This is a genomic window from Vibrio sp. V15_P4S5T153 (genome assembly GCF_963874485.1).
Classification (GTDB): domain Bacteria; phylum Pseudomonadota; class Gammaproteobacteria; order Enterobacterales; family Vibrionaceae; genus Vibrio; species Vibrio anguillarum.
Map to the genome: position 1 here is coordinate 688,335 of NZ_CAWNHR010000017.1, position 20,077 is coordinate 708,411.

Consider the following 20,077-nt stretch of genomic DNA (forward strand, 5'->3'; position numbering starts at 1 on the left):
GTATGCGCTTTTAGTGTGCTATGTGGCTTTATTGGAAAAAACGCATAATGTATTTTTCACCGTTTGGTTCAACTAAGTAGAACTTAGTCCCGTTATCGAGCCTTTCTTTAAGATCTTCAGCGATGACGATTGCTGCATGTAGATATGGCAGTGCGTTGGAAATGGTTGTTGCTTTCCCATCCTTACGCTTAAAGCCCATGCGCTCAGCGAGCGTAATGATGTCGTTTGCTAGACCTTTCGTGATTCGATTACGCACAGTTGCGTTCTCATCTTCTTCGTCATCACCAAGTGCGCATTTAACATCGAATGAAATTTTACCTTTATTCCCTTCAGCATCGACCACGTAGACTTTGCAGCCACGATTGATATCGTCAAGAATGCTGCTGACGGTTTTGATAGCGATTTCAAGGTTTGGTAGCGCTTTTGAAAATTTGTCTGTGCCAGAAAGCTTGCAGATGTCTTCTACCAGTGAAGGTGTTAGGCGAACGCGAACATTGGCAATTGCTAAGATTGAATCTAAAAACATAATGTGAACCCTCTTGTCCCTTTTTATGGTCTTAGTATGCAGGACGAAAAAGGGACAATCAAGAATTATTTTTAAATAAGCGTAAAAAAACCTGAACTGCGACAATTCAGGTTTTTATATAGCGTGTCCGATATGCGTTAAGCGGTACGTTTTACTAGCTTAGTATTTTTTACTTCGTATCGAATTTCAGGATTGATGTGTTTCCTGGCATCTGACACGTATTGTTTAACGGTTTTGTCACCAAACATAAGTGTCATGAACCAAGTAAATGCGCCTACAAAATATTCGTTACTTCCATGCGACTTTGTAAGGTTTACAGATGAACGGAAGTGCTCGCATTGAAGTGTAAACTTACCTGATACATACAGTAGGTTGCCAAGAGGTAAGCCGTACTTATCGCAAAACATCTCAATACTTTGATTAGTTTTTACAGTACAACCCTTCTCATAAGTTTCCAATGACTCACATTGTATTAAGTCTTCGCGATTTATTAGTTTTTCAATGGCATTGACTATGGCTTTTTCACTGTAGTGAGAGGCTGTAATTAGCGCATAAAGACATAGCAGGTCTTCGTGTGAATGCTTTGGTAATTTAAGGCTATGGATTTGACCGTTACAGTCAGCGACTTTTAAATTAAAAATAACTGGTTGAGTAATAGTCTTTCTAAACCCATTAAGTCCTATGCTTGATAAATCTATCTTATCTTCTAACATTTTAAGCTCTTTTATTGGCAGTTTACGCTTTTAATTTGCATTCATATTACACTGAGCCTCATGTTTTGCAAAAAAATAACTTCATGTTTCTAATGGGTTCAGAATAATTAGTCATGCCATAGCATATTCTTTGTGTGAATGCTCTGTAGATTGAAGTAAAGGGCGAATAGAGCGACTACAGAGATAAGTGCGATAGCTTTGATGATCATGATTGTGTTTCCTGGTTGGAAAAAATAGCCTCCCGTAATGAGAGGCTGTTTAGTTTTATTGCTCTAGTGGGTTTTTAGTGAAGTTAAGCAAAACAAATTCTTTGTCTGATTTCTTCATGGCTTTAAAGTCTAACCACTGACCGACTTTAACACCGCGACATTCAATGACGCTTTGGTGGTTACACTCAATGACCTTAGTTTGTGAGTCAAGAGTGAGATAAGCATTGTCGTTTACAAAGTAAATGGTTCTCAGGCTTCCAGAAACAGGCTCTAACGATTCTTCATTAGAGATTTGACCTGATTCACTACTTACAGTTAAAAGTTTTGTAGTGGCGTTTGAGAGCTTCTTATCCCATACCGATTTTTCAGTGCTGAACACTTTCGTGTAAGCATAAGCCTCAACCTTACGGCTAGTGCCACCGCGAGTCACAATTGGGGTCAACCATACATCTTCTTCACCAAAAATTCGGTAAGGAATTGGCTGTGTTGGCGACCACTTGTCAGATAGATTACCCAGTGCTGAGCGTACAGAATCAAGTACCGCTGTTTCGCTTTGGGCTTCCTTAGTCGGGTAATAGATGTATGTTTCAAGTGTCTTGCTGTCTACAAACAACATTGCTGATAGTGACTTACCTGCTGACTTTGGATTTTCCATTCCCGTAAAGAATGCAGTCCCGTTTTTAGTGTTCGCGGCATCAATGAAGAACAGGTCTTTTTCACCATTAAACTCCGTGGAGCTAAGTTCAATTTTTGAGCCTAGTGATTCAATGAAGCCTTCTCGTAAACTACCCCATTTATCAATATTGTCTAGAAGTACCCATTCTGAGGCGCTGATATCAACAAAATCAGGGATATCCTCTTGTGCGTAATAGGTCACTTCTTTTGTTTGAGGGTCTGTAATAAACGCTCCATCAGGCAGGTAGTTATCAAATCCAACTTCAGGCTTGATTTTGTATGTAACGTAGTATGGGTACATATTGTCATCAAGAACAAAGTAAGAGTTGCTTGTTAGGACGTTGCCAAATTTTGAGTAAATGTGTCGTTCAAGGTTAGAGCCGAAAAAGCCACCCGCAGTAAGTTTGATTTGGATGTCTGAACCATCAGGGTTCTTTGTGATTAATTTTGATTCTGCATTACTTTCTGTCGCGCTAGAGATCACATAACCAATCACATCATAGTCATTCAATGCCCACTTCAAAAAGCCAGACCATGTGAGTGGCGTGACGTAGTGTTTCTCGCCATTAATGACTTGAATGATAGAGGAATTGAAATCGAGGCTAAACATCGAACCAATAATTGATCCGTCTGGTAGGCGACCATTCACAGCTTTTGATTGCTTGTTAAATGCGATTTCTTTAGGAACCAGGCGTAATTCAGGATCTTCAACTTGCGTGAATAATGGTGCATCAATCTCTTTTGGAGCAATCAAGTTACCCATCTCTTCTGCACGGAACATGCCTGTTGAAGTGACAGTGTACACCAATAGAACAAGTAGAAGTGGTACTGGTGCTCTCCACCAATCTTCTTGCGATAAATGATATACGCCAACCATTACGGCTGCTAACAAAAGCATGATAAACAGTCCAAGTGATAGCGTTAGTGGTGCGTTAGCCATAAAGCCAAAAAACGCTAAAACAAAAGAAAACTGAGCGACCGCAAATGCATCTGACTGTAGATCGTAGCGATCCCCTTTAAAGTTGCAGGTTGCAAACATGAAAATAAACATGGCTACAAACCACGAGAAAAATAGACCAATATTCATTGGTAGCTCCTGATATTACATGGTGTCTTTTATTTAATGTTTACTATTATACATATAAATGCATCTAGGTAAAGAATAATTTTAAGTATTTAATGGATAAATTCTTCGGCAAGAATATAAAAAAAGCCATCGGTATGATGGCTTCTAAAGGAATGGCTTTACAGTGGCTTACTGAATAATTAAAGGGCGAAAACAAAGAACAAGAAGAAAAAGAAATGATGCTCTATACCATAGATATTGTGAAAAGAGGTAAGCCATTTGAAGAGCTGAAGAAATCAAAAGCACTAAGTAAAAACCAAATGAAAATGTTAAAGGTAGTTCATATAACGCACAAGAAAGAGAAACGCCGAAGGCGATTCCACCAATAAAACAAGAGTCTTTCAGTATTGCGTCACGCTCTCTTTTGAAAAGAGATGTTGAAATCATGAAAATAAACAAGACTACAAACCATGATAAAAACAGATCAATATCCATTATAGCTCCAAAAGCCGTATCGCTTCATACATTTGATGTTCACCATAATATACGAATACGGTAATCTGGTAAAGAATATTTTCAAGAATTAAATATGTGGCTTCTTCTGCAAGAATATAAAAAAGCCATCGGCATGATGGCTTTCTCTTAGAGGGGTGGTTTTAAGCAGCTTTAGCAGCTTTTGCAGGCTCAAAATGGTCTTTTAGCTCTGGGATTTGAGCGTATAGCGCTTTACGTTCAGCAGCATTAAAGCGCTTCTTAAAGTCCGCTTTATTCATAAATCGAACGTGTTCACGATTATCGGCTGCGTATACCAGTACGCCAGCATCAATCAGAGATTGTTGAATTGAACGGTTTAGCTGTTCAACTTTGTCATATAACCGTTCGGTTACATCATTTCGCACAAGATCGTATGTGTTGCCGCGTAACTGATTAACGGTAAATCCAAACACTGACGGTAGATGAGCTAGGTAGCCGCGCTTGATTTTAGACAGCTTGCCGATAATCTCTGCTCTCGCCTGTTCGCGTTTGCTTTCAACAATTGAATCAATGTCTTGCTCATGAACAGGATTGAATAGATCAATCAGTGAGATTGAGTGAACCATATTTGAGTAATGCTGCTCCAACACGGCAAACAACTCACAGGCTTTTTCTACACTCAGTACAAAAGTGAAGTTCATAGGCTCGCTGTACGTATACGGAGAACCAAGTGCTGAGTTTTCGAAACCTGCGCTTGAGTCGATGGTAAGCTTACCTTTTTCAACTCCAAGGAATTCGATATGGCTAGCCAGCTCTTCAACAAATGCCTCGTATTTTTCTTTGTCATTTGGAGTTAGGAAGCCCTTACCCCAAGCATAAGTGAATCGATTTTCACGCCAAAAAACCTTTGCATAAACCATAGTTTCATTGGCGCGATTTTCCAGTGCCTCAAAGAAACTTGCTGATTTATGATAGTCGGGCTTAACGAAGTGGTTATCATAAACAGCGTACTCTAAAAGTTTTTTCGCTAATTCAATCTTGTTCATTTGGCGTTCCTTATGGCGGTGTTCTTTATTTATCTTAATTATACACAACACAACCCAAAAGTAAATGATTTAATAATTAAATTAATGAAAAAAATCACAAAAGAGAAGGTTTGAGTGTGGGTGATAAACAATCACCTTTTGTCTTCTGGTAAGTTGGTGTATTTTATTAACGAATAAAAACAATGAATAGGGAATAGCGAATGAAATCAATAGAGAATAATACAAGCAGTGATAAGGCGGATCTTCTAAAGGATGTGGCTAATATTGTCACACAAAAAAAGAACTTACTAATGATATTTCCGACCCTGGTTGTAACCATGTATACCGCATTTATGGTGAATACGTTTAATGAGGCGGATTTGATAAAATCGCTTGCCGCAATCACGGCTCAGCTTATGCTTTGCACTTGGATTTATATGGGTTCTTGTGATATCAGAGAAAGTAATCTAATTCACAACAAGCTTTTGTATTCTGGCGATCATGAGGCTTTAATTGCAGCAATCAAAGAGACGCTTAAAGAGCGCGGTTGTGATGAATATGAAGATGAGAGATATAAAAACATTTACTCAAAATTCAATGATGACAACGTCATTTTAGTTCAAGAATTTAGATGGCTTGTGGAGTACCTGAAACTAACAGACAATCTTGAAAAAAGAAAAGCTTATTATTCTAAGGTTGTTGCTGAAGAAAACCACCAGCAATAAGAATTCAAAAAAGGGAGGTTAAGCCTCCCTTTTTAACGTCTAATTACGCTTCACATTCAAAAATAACGGTCATGACTTCGCCACCAAAATCATTGCTGTGCTCGCTTTCTACTAAGCCGCTTGATTCATCTGTGCTCTTGAATTCTTCAAGGGCATGAGCCAAGTTATCACCTGAAATTAGGAACAGGTGTTTTTGATTTGAGCGGTTAATTTTACGCTTGCTCATATCAAAGCAAATCAGGGCATGGTATCGATCAGCGGTATGACTCAGATTCTCCTGCATAGTGCTACTGCTGAAAAACGACTCAATTTCGCTAAAATCGACTAGTACGCCATTTTTACCGTTGAAAAAAACAAGGTCTTGGTGTTTTGCAAGTAGGCTTTCTTGCTCTTCTGACAAGCCATCATTCGCCAGTTGAGTGATGTAGCCGCAAGCGTCAGTGTACATATCAAAAACGGAAAACTGAACCTTGTTGATAAGTACTTCAAGTTGACCATTAAGCGTAGGTAGGATCTCTACCGCTGCTTTGTTCTCAATCATTGCTGCGATTGCAGCGATTTTATTTACTTCGATTACAGTGGCGTATTTGGCAGTCATGGCGGTTCCTTACTCTTTTTACGTGGGCTTATAGCAAATTCTGCGTTTGTGCTTCTTTTTCAAACTCTTCAATGAAGCCGCAGTCTGTGAATGTCTTTCCATCTACAGTGGCAGTGACATTACCAAACTCATCATCAATGACGACTTTGGCTACGCTAGCGCCATTGAATTTCTTACTGATATAGTCAATTAGTAGCTGTTCATTCATGAGATGCACCCTTTTCTTTAGATGCTTTTAATTATACACAAGCAAAATTAAAAGTAAATAATTTAATTATTAAAAACTAAAATTATTCAAAATCAAACCAATCTAATTCAATATCATACTCAGACGCGAAAGACTTGAATTCTGTTGAGCCGAGTGTTTCACGGATCAGGTTGATTGCTGATTCCTGGCAGTTGCTGACCACATCAAACCATAGGTTGTTAGGGATGAATGACGTTCTCACATCATCAGTTTGCGGCGGGATTCGTTCAAATCCTGGTATTGAAATAGAAATGCCATGAGACGAAAATCGCTCATTGAATTTCACTTCTAAAAAATGAGTCAATCGGCTTTCAGCGGTCTTCTCATCCACATTCACGATAAAACAACCAAAACGAATGGCAATTTCTTGAGTCTTTGGCATGTGGCTTTCCTTCTCTTGATATTAACGTGGATAGTCAATATTTAGCGCGGCAAAAAACGGTCTGATAGCGGCATTTCTTGTTGCTGATTCAGTGCGTAAGTGATCGTATTTATCCAGTGAAATTTGTGTACCCATAGACCAAGCAGGCTGAATATAACGCGACGACTGGCTGAGTTTCTGGATGTTAATGTTAATTTCATTGAAAAAGATATTGTAAATATGACAAACGACTTGATATAGACGAGACATTTCAAGGGCATGAGCCGAGTTCTTCTCTTTCAATTCACAAAGTGCAATTTCGACCATTAGATCTGTTTCAATAGTTGCAAGTAGCAGGAAACCTTCTGTTTTGGAGATGTCTAGGCTTTCAAAATCTAGCGATTGAATATTGATATACATGGGGATTCTCTTTTTTTTGTTGCTCTAATTAATTGTGCTCAATTATCCATAATCAAACCAAAAGGTAAAGAATTTAATTATTAAAATTCTATTGACTTTTGATTCCACAAGCATATAATTAACACATGAATTAAGAAAAGCCTGGAGGCAACATGCTTTATGATTTAATTGATGGGTTAACCAAAGTGGTTGATGTGATGATCACTAACCCTAAGCAGTTTACCTTCATTGCTGTAACGGGTCTGGTTTTAAATGTTGCTACAGCTCTTTGGATTAAGCAACGTTACAAAAACAAGATCAGTAAATACGCAACTACGATTGTTGCCCTGTATGACACTGAAAAGGTCGCTATTGAGCTACTTAAGGAAAACGAAGTAGAGCAAGGCAATAAGAGTACAGTGCGCTCCCTAGCTTACGAGCAAGGCGGATACAGCACAAAAGTTTACCGTTCAGAAGCTCTAAAATACGCAAAAAAAGACGATTAGATCTAATTTTAATTCTCGCCCGATGGGGCGGGAATAGTCACTAAAGGAAATGATTTATGGCTAAAGCAAAAGAATACCCAGTAATGAAAAAGCCTGTGCCAGTAGGCAAGATTCTTAATTTTAACGATGGAAAACGGAAATACCTTGTAAAAGCGAGTGACGGTATCTGTTATGGCGAGAAAGGTTACACTTTAGAGTGCGAGTGTATTCATAGTGACTCGCCAACCATGATTGGAGAAACGTATCATTTTGATGATCGCGTATTCCGTGATTACAACGGAAACAATATTGTAATTGAATCTTAAGATCTTTAATTTTACCAACGTTGGGAAAAATTCGGTGTCAGGCATTAGTATTCCTAGTGCTTGATCTACCATAAAGAAGCAAGGCAATTGTGCTTGCTGCCTTTCATAAGGCAGCTTTTGTTTGCCGTAAAACCCTTCCCTACCCCCTTCCTACAAGCATTTATACAAAATCTGATAACACGCCATTTTTTCCCGTATCATTAGACCGAAATTAATCATTAAAGGTAAGATGAATATGTTATTTATGGATGCGTGGTACTTTTTAATGGAGCACAAGATTTTCAATATAAAAGACTCCACAACGTACAGTAAAGACTCTTTGACAGCAAAACAGCTTGGGCTTGACTGGAAAGCAGGAACCCGCTTAGAAACGCGCAGGAGCCGTTTTGAGGATGCTTTATCTGTTGTCGTATTGGGCGAGAGAGACGCACCTGTTATTTGCCTTGAAGCTGGTGGACTTATCCATGATGAAAACGGTGAAATTGTTACAACGCACGATTACGATCTGGATGTGTCAGCGACAAGTTTCGAACAAGCGGTAATTATGCTCGCAGAGAAGGTGAATGAGAAATACGGGGATGATGTGGAAAGCGCTATACTAAGCCAAGAAAAGACACTGTAACCTCTTTCTTGGCTTCGTTTAAGGTAACATCAAAACCTGAAACTTTACCATCAAGCAATAACTCAATTTGCCCAACTAAAAGAATGAGTCGGTCAGACGTAATAGAGTCAAGCTTGTAGTTTCGAACTTTGCTGAGTAAAGAAGGGGGCACACCATCGATTGACGCAGCAACCGCACGTAAACTTAAAGATGAGCGCGATAGCTTAGTGTTGATAACTAAGGCTAGCTCATCTTTAAAATCGGATAAATGTTCAATAGTGTCCATGTGTCGTGAAGCTGATTGAGTTCAATCAGCCCTACCTCAGCTCTTGTAAAAACTGATTTAAGCCTTTTTCTAGGATTGCATCAGCATAATCGGGTTCACTAGTCAGTTCATACCCCAAAGAGATAGCGTTCTTTTCCCATCGCTTCCACGCAATTTTGTTTGCAATACGCCTCGCTTTCTCTTGCTTGATGGCTTCTGGCAGTGCGCATACAAGACGATACAGTCCGTCATGCTTGGGCTTAATCTCTTCAAATTCCCAAATGACACCGCCTAAAGAACTTCCGCATCCAGCTAGTGACGGTGATGATACGCGCATAGCTCCGATCAGATTTACTACTCGGTCATCAGAAGAGAACGCGATCACCTCTTCGTCGTTTTCCAATCCCAAAAACCAAAATACAGATAAAGCCCATCCCGTTGGATCAACACGCGCAGCGTTTAGTGGGAGTTGTTCATGCAATAAGCTGTGCTATTTACGTTTCTGATTGAGTGATGTCAACCGTTACTTTGTAGTTTAGCAATTAGGGCTACTGTGCTACCTGTCATCATGATATTTTCCTGCTTAAGCGTAGTTGGGATCGTTAAAATCATTCGTTTTGGTGAGTTCGCTATCGTCACCAATATGAATAAAAACAATGCCACTGTCACTGTCTGCTTTAATCATTTTATCAATGGTGATCCAGAATAGCTTTGAAGTTTGCAGGAGATTCCATACAGCAAGAGCAAGGTTTGTATCAGCAATCACGCCCCACTCACGGAACGACTTGTGAAAATCGTGTCCTGTATTGTCTGAGATAAAGTGGTCTTCTTGATTAGCGGTGTAATCCTGAATAGATTTTGAAACGACCTCACTGTGAAATAAGGCGTTAAGTGCATGGTCGCTCGCATCAGGCTTGCCGTAGCAGCCTTCAGTAACAGCTTTATCGAATTGCTTTAAAACATCTTGAGTGCGCATTTGCTTCTCTCCATTTGGTTATGTGTTAATTATACATAAAGAGAAGCAAAAGTAAATAATTCAATAATTAAAAAAGTAATCAATTTTCGTTAGATTCTTCAGAGGTTTGATTAATATTGTAGGTTGAAAGTCTTTTATGCCCTAAACTCTCACCGTTTTCACCTCTGACAGGCCAATCTCGAACTAGAGCTAAGTCATCAGTTACCATGTGGGAATCCCAGCTCTGCCCTTCCCATCTAACCACAGTTCCACCATTCACACCCTCTTCAAATCGGAGGATTTTACCAACGATTGGGTTTGTGCGATGGATGTTAATAACGCTTTCACCGATTAAGTTTTTCATGCTCTTATTCCTTTGGTTCGGGTTCGTGCTCTAATGTAGAATTTGATAAAAGCCCGTTCAGAAACGGGCTTTATGAATAAGCGATTGAATCATTATATGTGTTTTATCACTTCGTGTCTTTTACAACGCATAGGTGAAGCTTTTCATCGGAGTTCTTTAGCGCTTGCTTCATGTCTTCGAATTCTAGCTCATGAACCACTTTACCATCAGAATCTAATGCTAAGCATTCATCATCGTAATCAAGCTTATCGTCAGCATTTTCAATATCGACCCACTTCACAAGCATTAGATCGCCATCCCAACGCTTGATATCGCTTTCGTTGTAGCCGATTTTTCTAAACACTTCCTCTAATTCGTCATCGTACTTAGACACTCTAAGGAATCCGTTATTGTCAATAATGGCTTCTTCAAAAGTGTAAGGGAAAACATTTGGCTCCATTTCCTCACCGTACTTAGTGAAGCTGTAAGAGCGATTTTCGCCTCTATCGCCACCAGTGTAGCAGTGTAGATTCTTAATCACTTCATTCAGTCCAGCTTCGAGGTCTGTTTCATCTTCGCCCGTTACCTCGACAGCTAGAGTGTAACCTTTCTTCTCTTTTACTGGAGTGGACTGAATGTGGATACCTGTAGCTTCACCATTGCAGTAAATTTGCCATTCAACCTCAGCGATACATTGTTCCGCTTCTGTTTCGAACGCTTCACGAGCAAACCATGCGCTCTCATAAAAGCCGATCTCGCGCTCAACAATAAACGGATTGTTGCGAGTACCAAAGTTAGCTTTAGCAACGTAGAAGTTTTTGTCAGCAAGACCTTTCAGCGTTTGATAGTCTTTGATAAAGCCAGCGCAAGCGATATCCAGGGCATGAGAAGGTTTACAGCCTGCTTTAAGGTGTTTGCGGATCATTGCGATAACGTTATTTACATTAAGTTTGATAACGTCAGCGGTGACAACTTGATGTGGAGTAGTGATATTTTTAGTCATGGTCATTTCCTATTTGTTCGGCTTAATGTATGCGCCTATCGCGTTAGTCAGCATCAAGCCCTGTAGGTTATGAGCATTGATAAAAACTGGTTTTGGTTTCTCTGTCTTACGCAGAGAGAATCAGTGTGATTCGTAGCTTTACCGAGCTATTGAAGCGGATTCCGCCTCCCTAGCCTGCGATAGGGGAGAGTTCAACAAAGAGTTGACGCTACTTACTCATTCCCAGAGATGCAGCCCCTAGTGCTACACTTCTCATCGGGAACATTCTTAGTATACCTAAATAAGATTCAGAGTCAATAATTAATTAATGAAAAGCGTAAAAATTTTGAGTAAGAGAAGAAAAAGAACCAATTGTTTATTGAGAGCGAAGCTCTTTTATTTACTGCCCTCTTACGAGGTCAGAGTTTCCGATAGCTTCTTTTCTTGTTTGGATTGAAATTCTCGATGCGGAAAAGAAAAGATTGAAAAATCTTTGACTGAGTCTGACAAGGTCATTGAAAAAATCGAAGACAAACTTTACGAGATCGAATTTACTAAGAAGCGCAGCCGTTTAAATCAAGTCTAAAGAGGACGCCAAACGTCCTATTTGACCTATTTTCTTTATTAAAGTTACTTAAAGTACATAGACTCAAAGCCTTTTTTAAAGACTTCATGCTCGCACGAGCCTTTCTGATAAGGGTTAAGCTTTTCAGCTTCGACTGTGTAGTCTTCAAGACTTTTAACATCTTCTGGATTGTAACCTGGTAAGCCAGGTACGCCTACATAACTATCGTACAGCGGTTGAGCTGATTGAATACCTGTGTGAAAAATGTCAATGACCTTATGGCTGCCGACTTCATCAGACCATGCGTTAAAGGTAATGCTAGTATCGTCTACCAGCTCAACCTTAATCATTGGTAATGTGATTGGGTCACAATCGCCCTTTTCTTTGCAGGTGTTGTGGTCGAGATAGATTTCAACGACACGAACATCTTTGCCCGAGTGAATGCCGTATTCACTTTCTCCCATAGATTCAGTAAAAGTAACCACTTTACCTTTGATGTCCAGTTCTGGAGATAATTCAATCATGGTGATTCCCCTTGACGGTAAGTTTGATTTAAGCGCGAAACCATTTGTGATTTAGCGTGATGGTACGGTCATCAGGTAACGAACCTGCCATGCCAACCTGACGATGACGTTTAGCAAAGTCAGTTTCATTGCCTAAGTTGTTGTATAGTGCCTTTGCCATTTTCAGTGTTTTAGAAACATATTCAATGCTTTGGCAATAGTAGAAACATCACTGAAATGTTGATTCAGGAACGCTGTAAGCTCATTTGTGTTGCTATGATGCTTTACCTTAATTTTGATTATGTTTCATATTATACACTTATAATAATTAAAGTAAATATTTAATTATTTAATAATAACCATTCAAACTTGAGCTTTCTTGGTAGCAGATTCAAGCTCCATTTTTTCAGAAATGTTTCTCACTTTTTCAGTAAGCGTTACATTTAAAGATTGCTCGAAACCTTTTGTGTAAAGGTCTTTTATGAAAATGCAAAACTGAATACCTTTTGATTCTGGTAAGTTCTCTTCATTATATGCATCGTTAATAATAGAAAGAGGGTATTCTCTCTTTTTTCCATTCACTAAGAATTTAATGGTGTGGTCAAGCTCTCCAAGCTCAATACTTAGAAACTTACATTTATCATGGCTATAACTTTCTCTAAACTCGCTAATGTATTCTTTTGCATAATCAGGAATTGTACGAAAAATAACATTATATGTAGAGTTATGTTTATTTCTAATTCTGTAAAATCCGTCCGTATGATTTTTTGGAAATGCTAATGGCTTACTATAGTAAATTGAGTTAATCCTGTTGATAAAGTCATTTAGAATATTAGATAGATCTCGATTATATTTTGAGTTTTCACTTGGCTGATTATGTTTGAAATTAGTACCTCCTCCCCACTGGACTTACATTTTCCAATAAAAATACTTACTGCCATAAATATTCACTATTCTAAATATGTATTGGTTTAAGACTACCCCTCTTTAAATCTTAAAGAGGGGGATTAACGCTAAGCGGCTTCTTCGGTGTTTAGTGTCGGCCAGATTTCATTAAGAAATGTAAACGTTTCTGTAACGATATCTTTCAATGCTGTTTTGCTTTCGTATGGTGATGAGTACACCGCACCATCGACAACAAACGGGGTAAAGATAACCAAGCATAAACCGTTTTCAAAGTTGTCGTGATGATAAGTAAAGAAGAATTCGGACTTATCGTACTTCTTCACGTATTCGCACTTCTCAGAATTGAAAGCTTTGCAAAGCTCTTCGTACAGGCGCTTGATTTCAGCATCACTAGCGCACTCATTATGCGCCATACCTGCTTGAGACTCTGGTTGTAGGTACGCAAGCTCAAATTGCATAAGAAGACCAAATTTGCCGTTATGGAAGCCTAAGAAGTCCACTTCTTCATTTGAGATAATTAATTTGCGAGGGTCGCCATCAACTAGCTCATCAGGATACTCGAACCCATAAGCGTCTGAGATAGCATAAATAGTAGCTTTTTGCTCTTCGCTAACAAGCGCATTCGGGCTGAAATCGATCTCTCGATCAGTCGCAAACGTTGGAGCTAAGTTGATGTCTGTGATTAGAGGTAGTGTCATTGTCATGGTGTCAGTTCCTTACTGATTGTTAAACCTGCCCCTCCTGCTTGGAGAGGGCGATTTATTTATAGAAGACGTGCGTTTAGCTCGAAACCGCGAGGGCGAGCCAAATAGTAGGTCTCGATGTAGTGACAGCATCCAAGCATCAGGTGAACCTCTACTTGAACACCTTTATCGCCTTTAGCTTCAGCGTGAGGATTCTCTTTTGAAACTGGTGTCGGTTCTGATAGGAATGTCACCGTTACATCTTGACCACAAGCGGTAGCTTTCGCATGGCGTACAACACGAAACGCTTGAGTTTTACAGCGGCTTAAAATGAACTCGCCAACTTTAGGCATTTTGGTGAACACATTAATGCTCGAATCTGTCATAGCGAGCTGAGTACCGTCAAACTCGTAAGCCAGTAGTAGACTGTGACGGTTGTAATCTGTAAGACCTTGAGCGTAAACTTGCATGGCGATGTTCCTTTCTTTATTTGATGCCTTAATTATACCTTTACTGGCTCTAGAGTCAATATTTAATTATTAAATTTATTTAAATTCTCTGTGGAATTTGAGGTATTTACTTTTGATTTAATTTGTGTATAATTTAATAATTAAATAACAGGGAATTTCACCATGAAAGAGCAATCAATCAAAACATTTACTCGCCTGACTAAAGATTTTGAGGAACGTCAAAATCACCCAACGCGAAAAGTGGTTCATGCTATTTGTGATAGTCGCGATGGAAAGATTCTAGAGTGCTTTTATGAGAGTGAGCATCAGGAGTTTTTCCCGAAATTCCTAGAGCTTTTAAAAACCAATGGTTCTATTGAATTGCTTGGCGCATGGCTGCGACTTCCTAAGGCAGATTCTAGAGCTAAAGAAACGTGGGAGTTTAACGAAAACTACCTTTTTGAGCATCACGGGAATTTACTGACTTGGCACGATAAGTATCAAGATTGGATGATTTAATTATATAAAAAGCCCGTTTAAAAAACGGGCTTTATTACTCTGAATTTCGTAGGGCAAGATTAACCAAGAGTTAACGAGTCGTCATTATCGATACGCTTGTCTTTATGGACGGTTGGAACGTCAATACCGAAATGCTTGTTCAGATAATCAAGTCGAGCTTGATTTAGGTAGAACTTATTAAAGCCCCCTTTTTCTGCTTCCTTGATGATCGCGTCATTCTTAAGGGTAAAGCCTACCGCAATCCAAAGGTCTCTGGCATGTTGTTCGATGTTAGACAACTGGCTTTCATTTGGCGGGATACAAGAGCGCAAATAAAAGTTAGGGTGTAAAGCGTGAAATTTCTTGTAAGCTGTTTTTACAAGGCAATCACCTACTAACTCAGCATTCTCTTTAAATAAAGCTAGTTCGTCAGGGTTCACTACTCCCGCAGTCTTAACGTTGATTTGACTCGCAGCGTAGGCAAACGAAATTGAGCTTACAATACTTTCAATCGCTCTTTTTGGGTATCCGCAACCAAACTTTTCCATGTGCTCAATAACAGCCTGAGAAGGCTTTATCATGTAGCGTAGGTTTAGCTTTAGTGAGTGAGGGGGAGTATTGTAGGTTTCATCCGTTAGCGGAATATAGCCCTGCTCTTCAAGGTTTGCTCCACCAGCGGTAAGCTTAATGTCATCAAAAACATCAGAAACTGAGATCGGTTCTAGCTTACTTGTTCGGGAATGTTCTTCTAAGGCAAACATATTTTATAGATTCCTCAATTGAATATTCAGTAGGAATTCCAACTGAATTTTAATTTATTTTAGCACACTATCTGCAATAAAATAATTAGAATTTATCGAGTGGTTTTTAGTTTTCCCCTAGCCCAATGACTAAGGGAAAGCGTGTATTTTATAGACCTAGATTTTTGAGTGCTTGTTCTTTGTTGTTAGTAAAATCTTTGTGGAAGTGATAGTTATTAAATACACGGCTCTCATTGACCCATAGTGTGTATTCATCAGGGTTTTGCTGTTTGATGCCTGCAATAACCGCGATATGGAATTCTGAGCCTGTCATTGCTTTGCGGATCATAAAATCCCAAGCTTCAGTATCGTCTTTTAAAAGCTTAGCTTCATCATTTCGACAAAGACTGATACCAGATTCGCACTCAAACAAGCCCCAACCCTCTTGATCAGCTAATTCAGCAAAGACCTCAGGCATCGGGTAATTAATAATGCTAGGGAACGTCAAAGGCTCCTTGATGAATGAAGAAAAATCAACGCAATAGTCAGAACAAAGGGAGCGCATACCTTTCATAAGCTCGGTGATTTGCTCTTCCATGCTCATGCTTGCCGTATCAAGACCAGCGTAGCTTGAGTGTGCAAGTACAGCGCGAAAAGCAAGATCTGAACGCTGTTGTTCGGTTAGCCCCTCTGTCTTATCTTCTTCTGGCGAGTAAACCCAAAGAACCTCACCGTCTTCGTTACGGTTAATGCCTACACCGTGATCAATATGGAAGCGATCACCAACTTCAGTGCCTACAGGTTGGAAATTAAAACCTACACGCAATTCACCATCAAGATCTTTGTATGCAAATACAGCGGGTGTCATGCCGTTAATCTGGTCATGCTCACGAGCTTCTGTGATCTTTGCTTCAAATGATTTTTTGTCAACAAGTGATAGTAAAGAGGCTTTCTTATTCATAGTGTTCATCCAATGATTCATGTGCTGTTATCATTATACATAAATGAGGGTCAAGGTCAAGGTCAAGGTCAAGTATGTTTGGATTTTTAGGTTGGTGTTGATTCTGGCTGCCTAAAAGAGTGATAAAAAAAATGCCTGCAAAGCAGGCAATGGCATAGTTGGAGACTGAGCGTTTTAATCGCTCTATTCTAATCAGAAAATTATACCAATTTCATATAAAATGTTAATACATAAAATGCATTGCAAGTCTAAAATATTAGATAAGATATTGATATAATTAACTTTAGTTATAGCATGAAAAACTTCAGTTGTTAATCTCAATTGAAATTGTATAAACCCCTCTAAACTTAATTTTTGCTCTGAACAAGCAGGACATCGTAATAAAGTAGTAGATGCTGAATAAAAAATTCTTTTTACCTAAATTGTTTACCTTTTTTACCTTAGGGTTTTTATAAAAAATTTTTGAAATTTTGTTGAAGCTTCTCGCTCTTAGCATTGGGGATGTCAATACAAGTAAATTTGTATCTGGCGATACCTTTTCTAAGCTAGAGAGTAAAAGATCCTGATAAAGTGATTTATACTCAGAGTGATTTTTTATAAATCCATTTACAAGCTTTAAATTAGTGCTTGGGGATAAATGAATAGAGGCAATTTTTATTTTTGATTTACGCTTGTATGAAATGCAGTATGAACCAAAATATTCAGTCGTCTTGTAATTTTGAATAACAGCAATGGTTGTTATAGCTGTACCTATTAAAAATAAAAAAACTGATTCATATATCGTGTAAATTGATGGATCGTAGTGGTATATAATTAATAATAATGAAATTGGAAAGCAGGATGATACTGCAACAAGATATTGATGCTTCTTGCTTCTTTTAAGGTAAATTTCCTCTTCTAGCTTTTCTTGTAATATCTCATGAATCATCAGGCTAAATATGGTCGCTGGAATTACAGGGAAAAGCAATGATGCAATCAGTTCAATTAATAGATCCATTGGTAATCACCGTTTAGTGTGGTCACATATTCATGTGAATGGTGAATAAAGATGTATCAATAATATTAAATACATTCATATAAATCAATATTATAATGAAAAATCCATATTAATCGATAAAGACATCTGTTCCTGTTACTTCAACATCTGGATGCGTTACGCAAAACTCACCCTCTAAATCTTGGGCGTTGTAAGGCTTATTCATTTCGACTTGATAGATGGCGCAAGGGTTTCCCTCTTCGCTGTCCAAGCGTGAAAATGAGGCGCTTTTAAGGTCGTTATGTGAGACTCGATACTGACTTGGGTCGATTTTTGATTCTGGCAAGAAAATGGTTAAATTAAAGGTGTTTTTCATGGTGTTAAGCTCCTAAAAAGAGGAACACTCAGCCAATTATGACTGAGTGCCTTAAAATTATGCTGCTTGTGGTTCTAGCTGTTGATTTGCTGCTTCTCTGCTAATGAGTAGTTGTGGGAGCAGATTATAGTTACATATTGCGTAATAAAGATTCATACTAAGTATTAAAATGTCATACTAAATTTTCAGCGTTATCTATTTTCACAAACCTTCCGCTCGTCTAATGTTCTTAATGAGAAAGCGAATACTATTTGTGGCGTGATAAATACCTTGCCCTCGTTGTGCAGATTCATTAGTCGGACTCTTAGTTATTAGATTCTCCGCAACGTTTTCAAGCTCGCTAAGTGAATCTTCGATCTCTTTCAGAGCATTATTTGCATCGTATGTATTCATAGATTGTATCTCCGTTTAATTATTCTTAACTTCTGATACTAATTTAACACATATGTTAATTAACGCAAGTGTTAAATATCACAAATTCACGATTTTCGATGTTGGCTTGTAGATCTCACCATTTGCCAAGTTGATTTTGTAGTCATTCTTCAACCAACGGCTAAGCTCAGAGCCGATAATATCTTGATTATCCTCAAGAAATTTTTTCTTGTTACCACGTTCTTTGCCGTAGCGTTTTTCTATGTAATCTATTAAAAACACGATGCAACTCATTTAATACAATTTAACACCACTGTTAAATTAACACTATTATTAACATTAGTCAAAAGGCTTGCTCTGAAGCTTTAGATAACTGAAAGTCTTTGGGGGAAAAACGAGTATGACACTTTAATACTCATCTTTAGCTCGATTCAGGCTCGGAAGTTGTAATTAGTATGATTCTTTATTTATGTTCACATTGATTCTAATAACGGTAAGAACAAGGTTATTTTTTCTTTTTAGTATGCAACTTTATTCCTCTACCACAGTAGTCCAATGCAGCGACCTAGCTCAAAAGTGATGGATTTTGCTGTCATACCATCCAAGCCATTGCCAAGGAATTTATGAGCAGTTGTCTCAGGCCAACCATCAACAAAACTTTCTGGTAAGCTCTTTAATCGGCAGTGCTCTTCCTTATTGATTAGTCGGAACATGTCTTTCTCTGGGTGCTTGATTAGCGGATCAGAACTGCCTGACTTGGTGTACTGAGCGCGGATAGTGCCGATATAGGTAGACTCTTCGTTAAAGATTTGCATACGGAAGCCCTTACCCGCTTCACGGTCACGCTTCTCTTTTTCGATCAGTCCCTGTTTTGACTTCCAGCAATCATCATCAAGAGGTACATCATCCAAGATTTCACCAAGCACACCTTTGCGCTCAAAGATAGGGCAAACATGGTCAAGGTCGAAGCCTGAATCAAGTCCCGCAGACTCAGCAACAAGGAACATACGCTCGCGAGTTTCCAGTGAAAAGCCGTCTGAATGCGAGTTGATTACGCGCAAATGAATCTTGTATTCCCACGACTCAAGTAGTGCTCTCAGTAGGTGGAAGCTTACCTCATTTTGGAACGATGGCACGTTTTCTACAATCACATATGCAGGGTTTGTGCGCTCAATAATCTGGCTGTAGTAGTAGATTAGATGAGCCGTTTTTGAGGTTTCAAATTTATTGCCTTTCTTTGCTTTTCCCGCTTTTGAAGCGTCTGTGCATGGAGGCGTTAATTTAAGCAGGTTTAGCTTAGGAAGAGCGCCATTTCCAACGTTCAAAAGGGAGATATCTGACTCAATCAAAACTGAGCGGCTATCAAACACATGATGCACATTTGTAGCTAAGTTTTCGATGCAATCAGGGTCGTTATCAATCGCAAATCGAACAACTGTACTCAAGCCAGATAATTCAAAACCTTCGTGTCCAGCGTGATCGAATGTGCCACCACCAGCAAAAATTGAACCCATATCAAGCGGAATGTTGTTCGCTACGTTGTACTTAATGCTTTCTTCACGCTCTTTTCTGCGGCTAGACACAGTGTTCTTATTAGCTCGAATACGGATGCCGTTTTCTTTTACCACAATGCGCAAAACTTCGTCTTCGCTCATTTTGGTTAGTAATTCTGAGTTACACTCATTGATTTCAATCAGTGGAACATAGTCGCCGCGAGCTTTACGCTTAGAAACTGTGCGTGTCGCTTCTTCGCTGTTCGGGTCAACAAAATCAATAACGATTTCTTCGTCATTGTCGGTAATTTTCAGACCCATACCGATAGGCGCGTATTTTGCGAAGCGCTTGCCTTCCAACCATACACGCTTTTGAACTTCGCTGCTGTTGCGCTTAGTGTGTAAGTTAATGCCTTTATTAATCAGTAACATGGCGGTGTCTCTCTTTATTGGTTTATGATCAAATTATACATTTCTCAGGATAAAAGTCAAAGGAATTTTAATTATTAAAAACAAAAGAATCTTAATCTTATCTTTACCTGTGGCTTTATATGTGTATAATTAAACTATTAAATTAAAG

31 protein-coding genes are annotated in these 20,077 nt (G+C 38.8%); 5 read left to right on the plus strand and 26 right to left on the minus strand.

The annotated features are described in order from the left end of the window. Positions 1–28: 28 nt before the first annotated feature. The 5 genes from AACT42_RS13995 to AACT42_RS14015 form a co-directional block, all read right to left on the minus strand. The gene (locus AACT42_RS13995; protein ID WP_053312442.1) at positions 29–526 is read right to left on the minus strand and encodes a hypothetical protein; all 498 of its coding nucleotides are present in this window, start codon (positions 524–526) and stop codon (positions 29–31) included. A 137-nt stretch (positions 527–663) separates the two neighbouring features. Continuing rightward, positions 664–1,239, minus strand: a complete 576-nt coding sequence (locus AACT42_RS14000) for a hypothetical protein (protein WP_094134117.1) — start codon at positions 1,237–1,239, stop codon at positions 664–666. A 264-nt stretch (positions 1,240–1,503) separates the two neighbouring features. After that, positions 1,504–3,210 carry a hypothetical protein gene (locus AACT42_RS14005; RefSeq protein ID WP_094134118.1) on the minus strand — a complete coding sequence of 569 codons (1,707 nt, stop codon included), beginning with the start codon at positions 3,208–3,210 and terminating at the stop codon, positions 1,504–1,506. Positions 3,211–3,378: 168 nt separating this feature from the next. Further along, positions 3,379–3,684, minus strand: a complete 306-nt coding sequence (locus tag AACT42_RS14010) for a hypothetical protein (protein ID WP_094134119.1) — start codon at positions 3,682–3,684, stop codon at positions 3,379–3,381. Positions 3,685–3,845: 161 nt separating this feature from the next. Beyond that, positions 3,846–4,709, minus strand: coding sequence for a hypothetical protein (locus tag AACT42_RS14015; protein ID WP_094134120.1), 864 nt, complete (start codon positions 4,707–4,709; stop codon positions 3,846–3,848). Positions 4,710–4,909: 200 nt separating this feature from the next. On the opposite strand from AACT42_RS14015, the gene AACT42_RS14020 reads away from it, so the two are divergent. Then, complete coding sequence (locus AACT42_RS14020; RefSeq protein ID WP_094131658.1) at positions 4,910–5,413, plus strand: hypothetical protein; 504 nt, start codon at positions 4,910–4,912, stop codon at positions 5,411–5,413. A 43-nt stretch (positions 5,414–5,456) separates the two neighbouring features. Here the strand turns inward: AACT42_RS14020 and AACT42_RS14025 are convergent, their stop codons facing one another. The 4 genes from AACT42_RS14025 to AACT42_RS14040 all read right to left on the minus strand — a co-directional run bounded on the left by AACT42_RS14025 (position 5,457) and on the right by AACT42_RS14040 (position 7,039). After that, on the minus strand, positions 5,457–6,011 hold the full coding sequence (locus tag AACT42_RS14025) for a hypothetical protein (RefSeq protein WP_094131659.1): 555 nt from the start codon (positions 6,009–6,011) through the stop codon (positions 5,457–5,459). Positions 6,012–6,039: 28 nt separating this feature from the next. Then, positions 6,040–6,219 (minus strand): hypothetical protein, encoded by a 180-nt coding sequence (locus AACT42_RS14030; protein WP_053314497.1) that lies wholly within the window; start codon positions 6,217–6,219, stop codon positions 6,040–6,042. 82 nt (positions 6,220–6,301) lie between these two features. Then, entirely contained in the window at positions 6,302–6,640 is a 339-nt protein-coding gene (locus AACT42_RS14035) for a hypothetical protein (RefSeq protein WP_094131660.1), read from the minus strand. Between the two features lie 21 nt (positions 6,641–6,661). After that, entirely contained in the window at positions 6,662–7,039 is a 378-nt protein-coding gene (locus tag AACT42_RS14040; protein ID WP_094131661.1) for a hypothetical protein, read from the minus strand. 152 nt (positions 7,040–7,191) lie between these two features. On the opposite strand from AACT42_RS14040, the gene AACT42_RS14045 reads away from it, so the two are divergent. From AACT42_RS14045 to AACT42_RS14055, 3 genes are all read left to right on the plus strand, one after another. Further along, positions 7,192–7,524, plus strand: a complete 333-nt coding sequence (locus tag AACT42_RS14045; RefSeq protein WP_094131662.1) for a hypothetical protein — start codon at positions 7,192–7,194, stop codon at positions 7,522–7,524. 56 nt (positions 7,525–7,580) lie between these two features. Beyond that, positions 7,581–7,829, plus strand: a complete 249-nt coding sequence (locus AACT42_RS14050) for a hypothetical protein (protein WP_094131663.1) — start codon at positions 7,581–7,583, stop codon at positions 7,827–7,829. Between the two features lie 229 nt (positions 7,830–8,058). Continuing rightward, positions 8,059–8,451, plus strand: a complete 393-nt coding sequence (locus AACT42_RS14055; protein WP_141193138.1) for a hypothetical protein — start codon at positions 8,059–8,061, stop codon at positions 8,449–8,451. Here the strand turns inward: AACT42_RS14055 and AACT42_RS14060 are convergent. The 10 genes from AACT42_RS14060 to AACT42_RS14105 all read right to left on the minus strand — a co-directional run bounded on the left by AACT42_RS14060 (position 8,423) and on the right by AACT42_RS14105 (position 14,102). Further along, positions 8,423–8,716, minus strand: coding sequence for a hypothetical protein (locus tag AACT42_RS14060; protein WP_094131665.1), 294 nt, complete (start codon positions 8,714–8,716; stop codon positions 8,423–8,425). The two genes, AACT42_RS14055 and AACT42_RS14060, sit on opposite strands and share 29 nt — an antisense overlap. 31 nt (positions 8,717–8,747) lie before the next feature. Next, positions 8,748–9,176, minus strand: coding sequence for a hypothetical protein (locus tag AACT42_RS14065; RefSeq protein ID WP_094131666.1), 429 nt, complete (start codon positions 9,174–9,176; stop codon positions 8,748–8,750). Between the two features lie 102 nt (positions 9,177–9,278). Next, positions 9,279–9,671: a DUF7238 family protein gene (locus AACT42_RS14070; RefSeq protein WP_094131667.1), complete on the minus strand. Its 393-nt coding sequence runs from the start codon at positions 9,669–9,671 to the stop codon at positions 9,279–9,281. Between the two features lie 79 nt (positions 9,672–9,750). After that, positions 9,751–10,014: a hypothetical protein gene (locus AACT42_RS14075; protein WP_094131668.1), complete on the minus strand. Its 264-nt coding sequence runs from the start codon at positions 10,012–10,014 to the stop codon at positions 9,751–9,753. A gap of 106 nt (positions 10,015–10,120) precedes the next feature. Beyond that, on the minus strand, positions 10,121–10,996 hold the full coding sequence (locus AACT42_RS14080) for a hypothetical protein (RefSeq protein WP_094131669.1): 876 nt from the start codon (positions 10,994–10,996) through the stop codon (positions 10,121–10,123). A 609-nt stretch (positions 10,997–11,605) separates the two neighbouring features. Further along, positions 11,606–12,064 (minus strand): hypothetical protein, encoded by a 459-nt coding sequence (locus tag AACT42_RS14085; protein ID WP_094131670.1) that lies wholly within the window; start codon positions 12,062–12,064, stop codon positions 11,606–11,608. A gap of 28 nt (positions 12,065–12,092) precedes the next feature. Further along, positions 12,093–12,224: a hypothetical protein gene (locus AACT42_RS14090; protein ID WP_254918652.1), complete on the minus strand. Its 132-nt coding sequence runs from the start codon at positions 12,222–12,224 to the stop codon at positions 12,093–12,095. 182 nt (positions 12,225–12,406) lie between these two features. Next, complete coding sequence (locus tag AACT42_RS14095) at positions 12,407–12,625, minus strand: hypothetical protein (protein ID WP_094182883.1); 219 nt, start codon at positions 12,623–12,625, stop codon at positions 12,407–12,409. 431 nt (positions 12,626–13,056) lie between these two features. After that, complete coding sequence (locus AACT42_RS14100) at positions 13,057–13,653, minus strand: hypothetical protein (RefSeq protein WP_094182884.1); 597 nt, start codon at positions 13,651–13,653, stop codon at positions 13,057–13,059. A gap of 59 nt (positions 13,654–13,712) precedes the next feature. Continuing rightward, on the minus strand, positions 13,713–14,102 hold the full coding sequence (locus AACT42_RS14105; protein ID WP_094182885.1) for a hypothetical protein: 390 nt from the start codon (positions 14,100–14,102) through the stop codon (positions 13,713–13,715). Between the two features lie 162 nt (positions 14,103–14,264). Between AACT42_RS14105 and AACT42_RS14110 the strand changes: the two genes are divergently transcribed. After that, positions 14,265–14,600, plus strand: coding sequence for a hypothetical protein (locus AACT42_RS14110; RefSeq protein WP_094182886.1), 336 nt, complete (start codon positions 14,265–14,267; stop codon positions 14,598–14,600). A 59-nt stretch (positions 14,601–14,659) separates the two neighbouring features. Here the strand turns inward: AACT42_RS14110 and AACT42_RS14115 are convergent, their stop codons facing one another. The 7 genes from AACT42_RS14115 to AACT42_RS14145 all read right to left on the minus strand — a co-directional run bounded on the left by AACT42_RS14115 (position 14,660) and on the right by AACT42_RS14145 (position 19,929). Further along, on the minus strand, positions 14,660–15,340 hold the full coding sequence (locus AACT42_RS14115; RefSeq protein WP_094182887.1) for a hypothetical protein: 681 nt from the start codon (positions 15,338–15,340) through the stop codon (positions 14,660–14,662). Between the two features lie 148 nt (positions 15,341–15,488). Further along, complete coding sequence (locus AACT42_RS14120; RefSeq protein ID WP_094182888.1) at positions 15,489–16,280, minus strand: hypothetical protein; 792 nt, start codon at positions 16,278–16,280, stop codon at positions 15,489–15,491. 304 nt (positions 16,281–16,584) lie between these two features. After that, positions 16,585–17,277: a hypothetical protein gene (locus AACT42_RS14125; RefSeq protein ID WP_094182889.1), complete on the minus strand. Its 693-nt coding sequence runs from the start codon at positions 17,275–17,277 to the stop codon at positions 16,585–16,587. A 109-nt stretch (positions 17,278–17,386) separates the two neighbouring features. Beyond that, on the minus strand, positions 17,387–17,632 hold the full coding sequence (locus tag AACT42_RS14130; RefSeq protein WP_094182890.1) for a hypothetical protein: 246 nt from the start codon (positions 17,630–17,632) through the stop codon (positions 17,387–17,389). A 201-nt stretch (positions 17,633–17,833) separates the two neighbouring features. After that, the gene (locus AACT42_RS14135) at positions 17,834–18,025 is read right to left on the minus strand and encodes a hypothetical protein (RefSeq protein WP_094131874.1); all 192 of its coding nucleotides are present in this window, start codon (positions 18,023–18,025) and stop codon (positions 17,834–17,836) included. A 78-nt stretch (positions 18,026–18,103) separates the two neighbouring features. After that, complete coding sequence (locus AACT42_RS14140) at positions 18,104–18,286, minus strand: hypothetical protein (protein ID WP_094182891.1); 183 nt, start codon at positions 18,284–18,286, stop codon at positions 18,104–18,106. A 257-nt stretch (positions 18,287–18,543) separates the two neighbouring features. Beyond that, positions 18,544–19,929 carry a DNA cytosine methyltransferase gene (locus AACT42_RS14145; protein WP_094182892.1) on the minus strand — a complete coding sequence of 462 codons (1,386 nt, stop codon included), beginning with the start codon at positions 19,927–19,929 and terminating at the stop codon, positions 18,544–18,546. Positions 19,930–20,077: the final 148 nt, after the last annotated feature.

Coding starts and splice junctions, on each gene's coding strand:
- AACT42_RS14110 (WP_094182886.1), top strand. CDS start 14,265: ATGAAAGAGCAATCAATCAAAACATTTACTCGCCTGACTAAAGATTTT.
- AACT42_RS14115 (WP_094182887.1), bottom strand. CDS start 15,340: ATGTTTGCCTTAGAAGAACATTCCCGAACAAGTAAGCTAGAACCGATC.
- AACT42_RS14040 (WP_094131661.1), bottom strand. CDS start 7,039: ATGTATATCAATATTCAATCGCTAGATTTTGAAAGCCTAGACATCTCC.
- AACT42_RS14100 (WP_094182884.1), bottom strand. CDS start 13,653: ATGACAATGACACTACCTCTAATCACAGACATCAACTTAGCTCCAACG.
- AACT42_RS14125 (WP_094182889.1), bottom strand. CDS start 17,277: ATGGATCTATTAATTGAACTGATTGCATCATTGCTTTTCCCTGTAATT.
- AACT42_RS14015 (WP_094134120.1), bottom strand. CDS start 4,709: ATGAACAAGATTGAATTAGCGAAAAAACTTTTAGAGTACGCTGTTTAT.
- AACT42_RS14145 (WP_094182892.1), bottom strand. CDS start 19,929: ATGTTACTGATTAATAAAGGCATTAACTTACACACTAAGCGCAACAGC.
- AACT42_RS13995 (WP_053312442.1), bottom strand. CDS start 526: ATGTTTTTAGATTCAATCTTAGCAATTGCCAATGTTCGCGTTCGCCTA.
- AACT42_RS14075 (WP_094131668.1), bottom strand. CDS start 10,014: ATGAAAAACTTAATCGGTGAAAGCGTTATTAACATCCATCGCACAAAC.
- AACT42_RS14090 (WP_254918652.1), bottom strand. CDS start 12,224: ATGGCAAAGGCACTATACAACAACTTAGGCAATGAAACTGACTTTGCT.
- AACT42_RS14030 (WP_053314497.1), bottom strand. CDS start 6,219: ATGAATGAACAGCTACTAATTGACTATATCAGTAAGAAATTCAATGGC.
- AACT42_RS14130 (WP_094182890.1), bottom strand. CDS start 17,632: ATGAAAAACACCTTTAATTTAACCATTTTCTTGCCAGAATCAAAAATC.
- AACT42_RS14055 (WP_141193138.1), top strand. CDS start 8,059: ATGAATATGTTATTTATGGATGCGTGGTACTTTTTAATGGAGCACAAG.
- AACT42_RS14120 (WP_094182888.1), bottom strand. CDS start 16,280: ATGAATAAGAAAGCCTCTTTACTATCACTTGTTGACAAAAAATCATTT.
- AACT42_RS14010 (WP_094134119.1), bottom strand. CDS start 3,684: ATGGATATTGATCTGTTTTTATCATGGTTTGTAGTCTTGTTTATTTTC.
- AACT42_RS14105 (WP_094182885.1), bottom strand. CDS start 14,102: ATGCAAGTTTACGCTCAAGGTCTTACAGATTACAACCGTCACAGTCTA.
- AACT42_RS14000 (WP_094134117.1), bottom strand. CDS start 1,239: ATGTTAGAAGATAAGATAGATTTATCAAGCATAGGACTTAATGGGTTT.
- AACT42_RS14045 (WP_094131662.1), top strand. CDS start 7,192: ATGCTTTATGATTTAATTGATGGGTTAACCAAAGTGGTTGATGTGATG.
- AACT42_RS14070 (WP_094131667.1), bottom strand. CDS start 9,671: ATGCGCACTCAAGATGTTTTAAAGCAATTCGATAAAGCTGTTACTGAA.
- AACT42_RS14060 (WP_094131665.1), bottom strand. CDS start 8,716: ATGGACACTATTGAACATTTATCCGATTTTAAAGATGAGCTAGCCTTA.
- AACT42_RS14005 (WP_094134118.1), bottom strand. CDS start 3,210: ATGAATATTGGTCTATTTTTCTCGTGGTTTGTAGCCATGTTTATTTTC.
- AACT42_RS14035 (WP_094131660.1), bottom strand. CDS start 6,640: ATGCCAAAGACTCAAGAAATTGCCATTCGTTTTGGTTGTTTTATCGTG.
- AACT42_RS14085 (WP_094131670.1), bottom strand. CDS start 12,064: ATGATTGAATTATCTCCAGAACTGGACATCAAAGGTAAAGTGGTTACT.
- AACT42_RS14080 (WP_094131669.1), bottom strand. CDS start 10,996: ATGACTAAAAATATCACTACTCCACATCAAGTTGTCACCGCTGACGTT.
- AACT42_RS14135 (WP_094131874.1), bottom strand. CDS start 18,025: ATGAATACATACGATGCAAATAATGCTCTGAAAGAGATCGAAGATTCA.
- AACT42_RS14050 (WP_094131663.1), top strand. CDS start 7,581: ATGGCTAAAGCAAAAGAATACCCAGTAATGAAAAAGCCTGTGCCAGTA.
- AACT42_RS14025 (WP_094131659.1), bottom strand. CDS start 6,011: ATGACTGCCAAATACGCCACTGTAATCGAAGTAAATAAAATCGCTGCA.
- AACT42_RS14020 (WP_094131658.1), top strand. CDS start 4,910: ATGAAATCAATAGAGAATAATACAAGCAGTGATAAGGCGGATCTTCTA.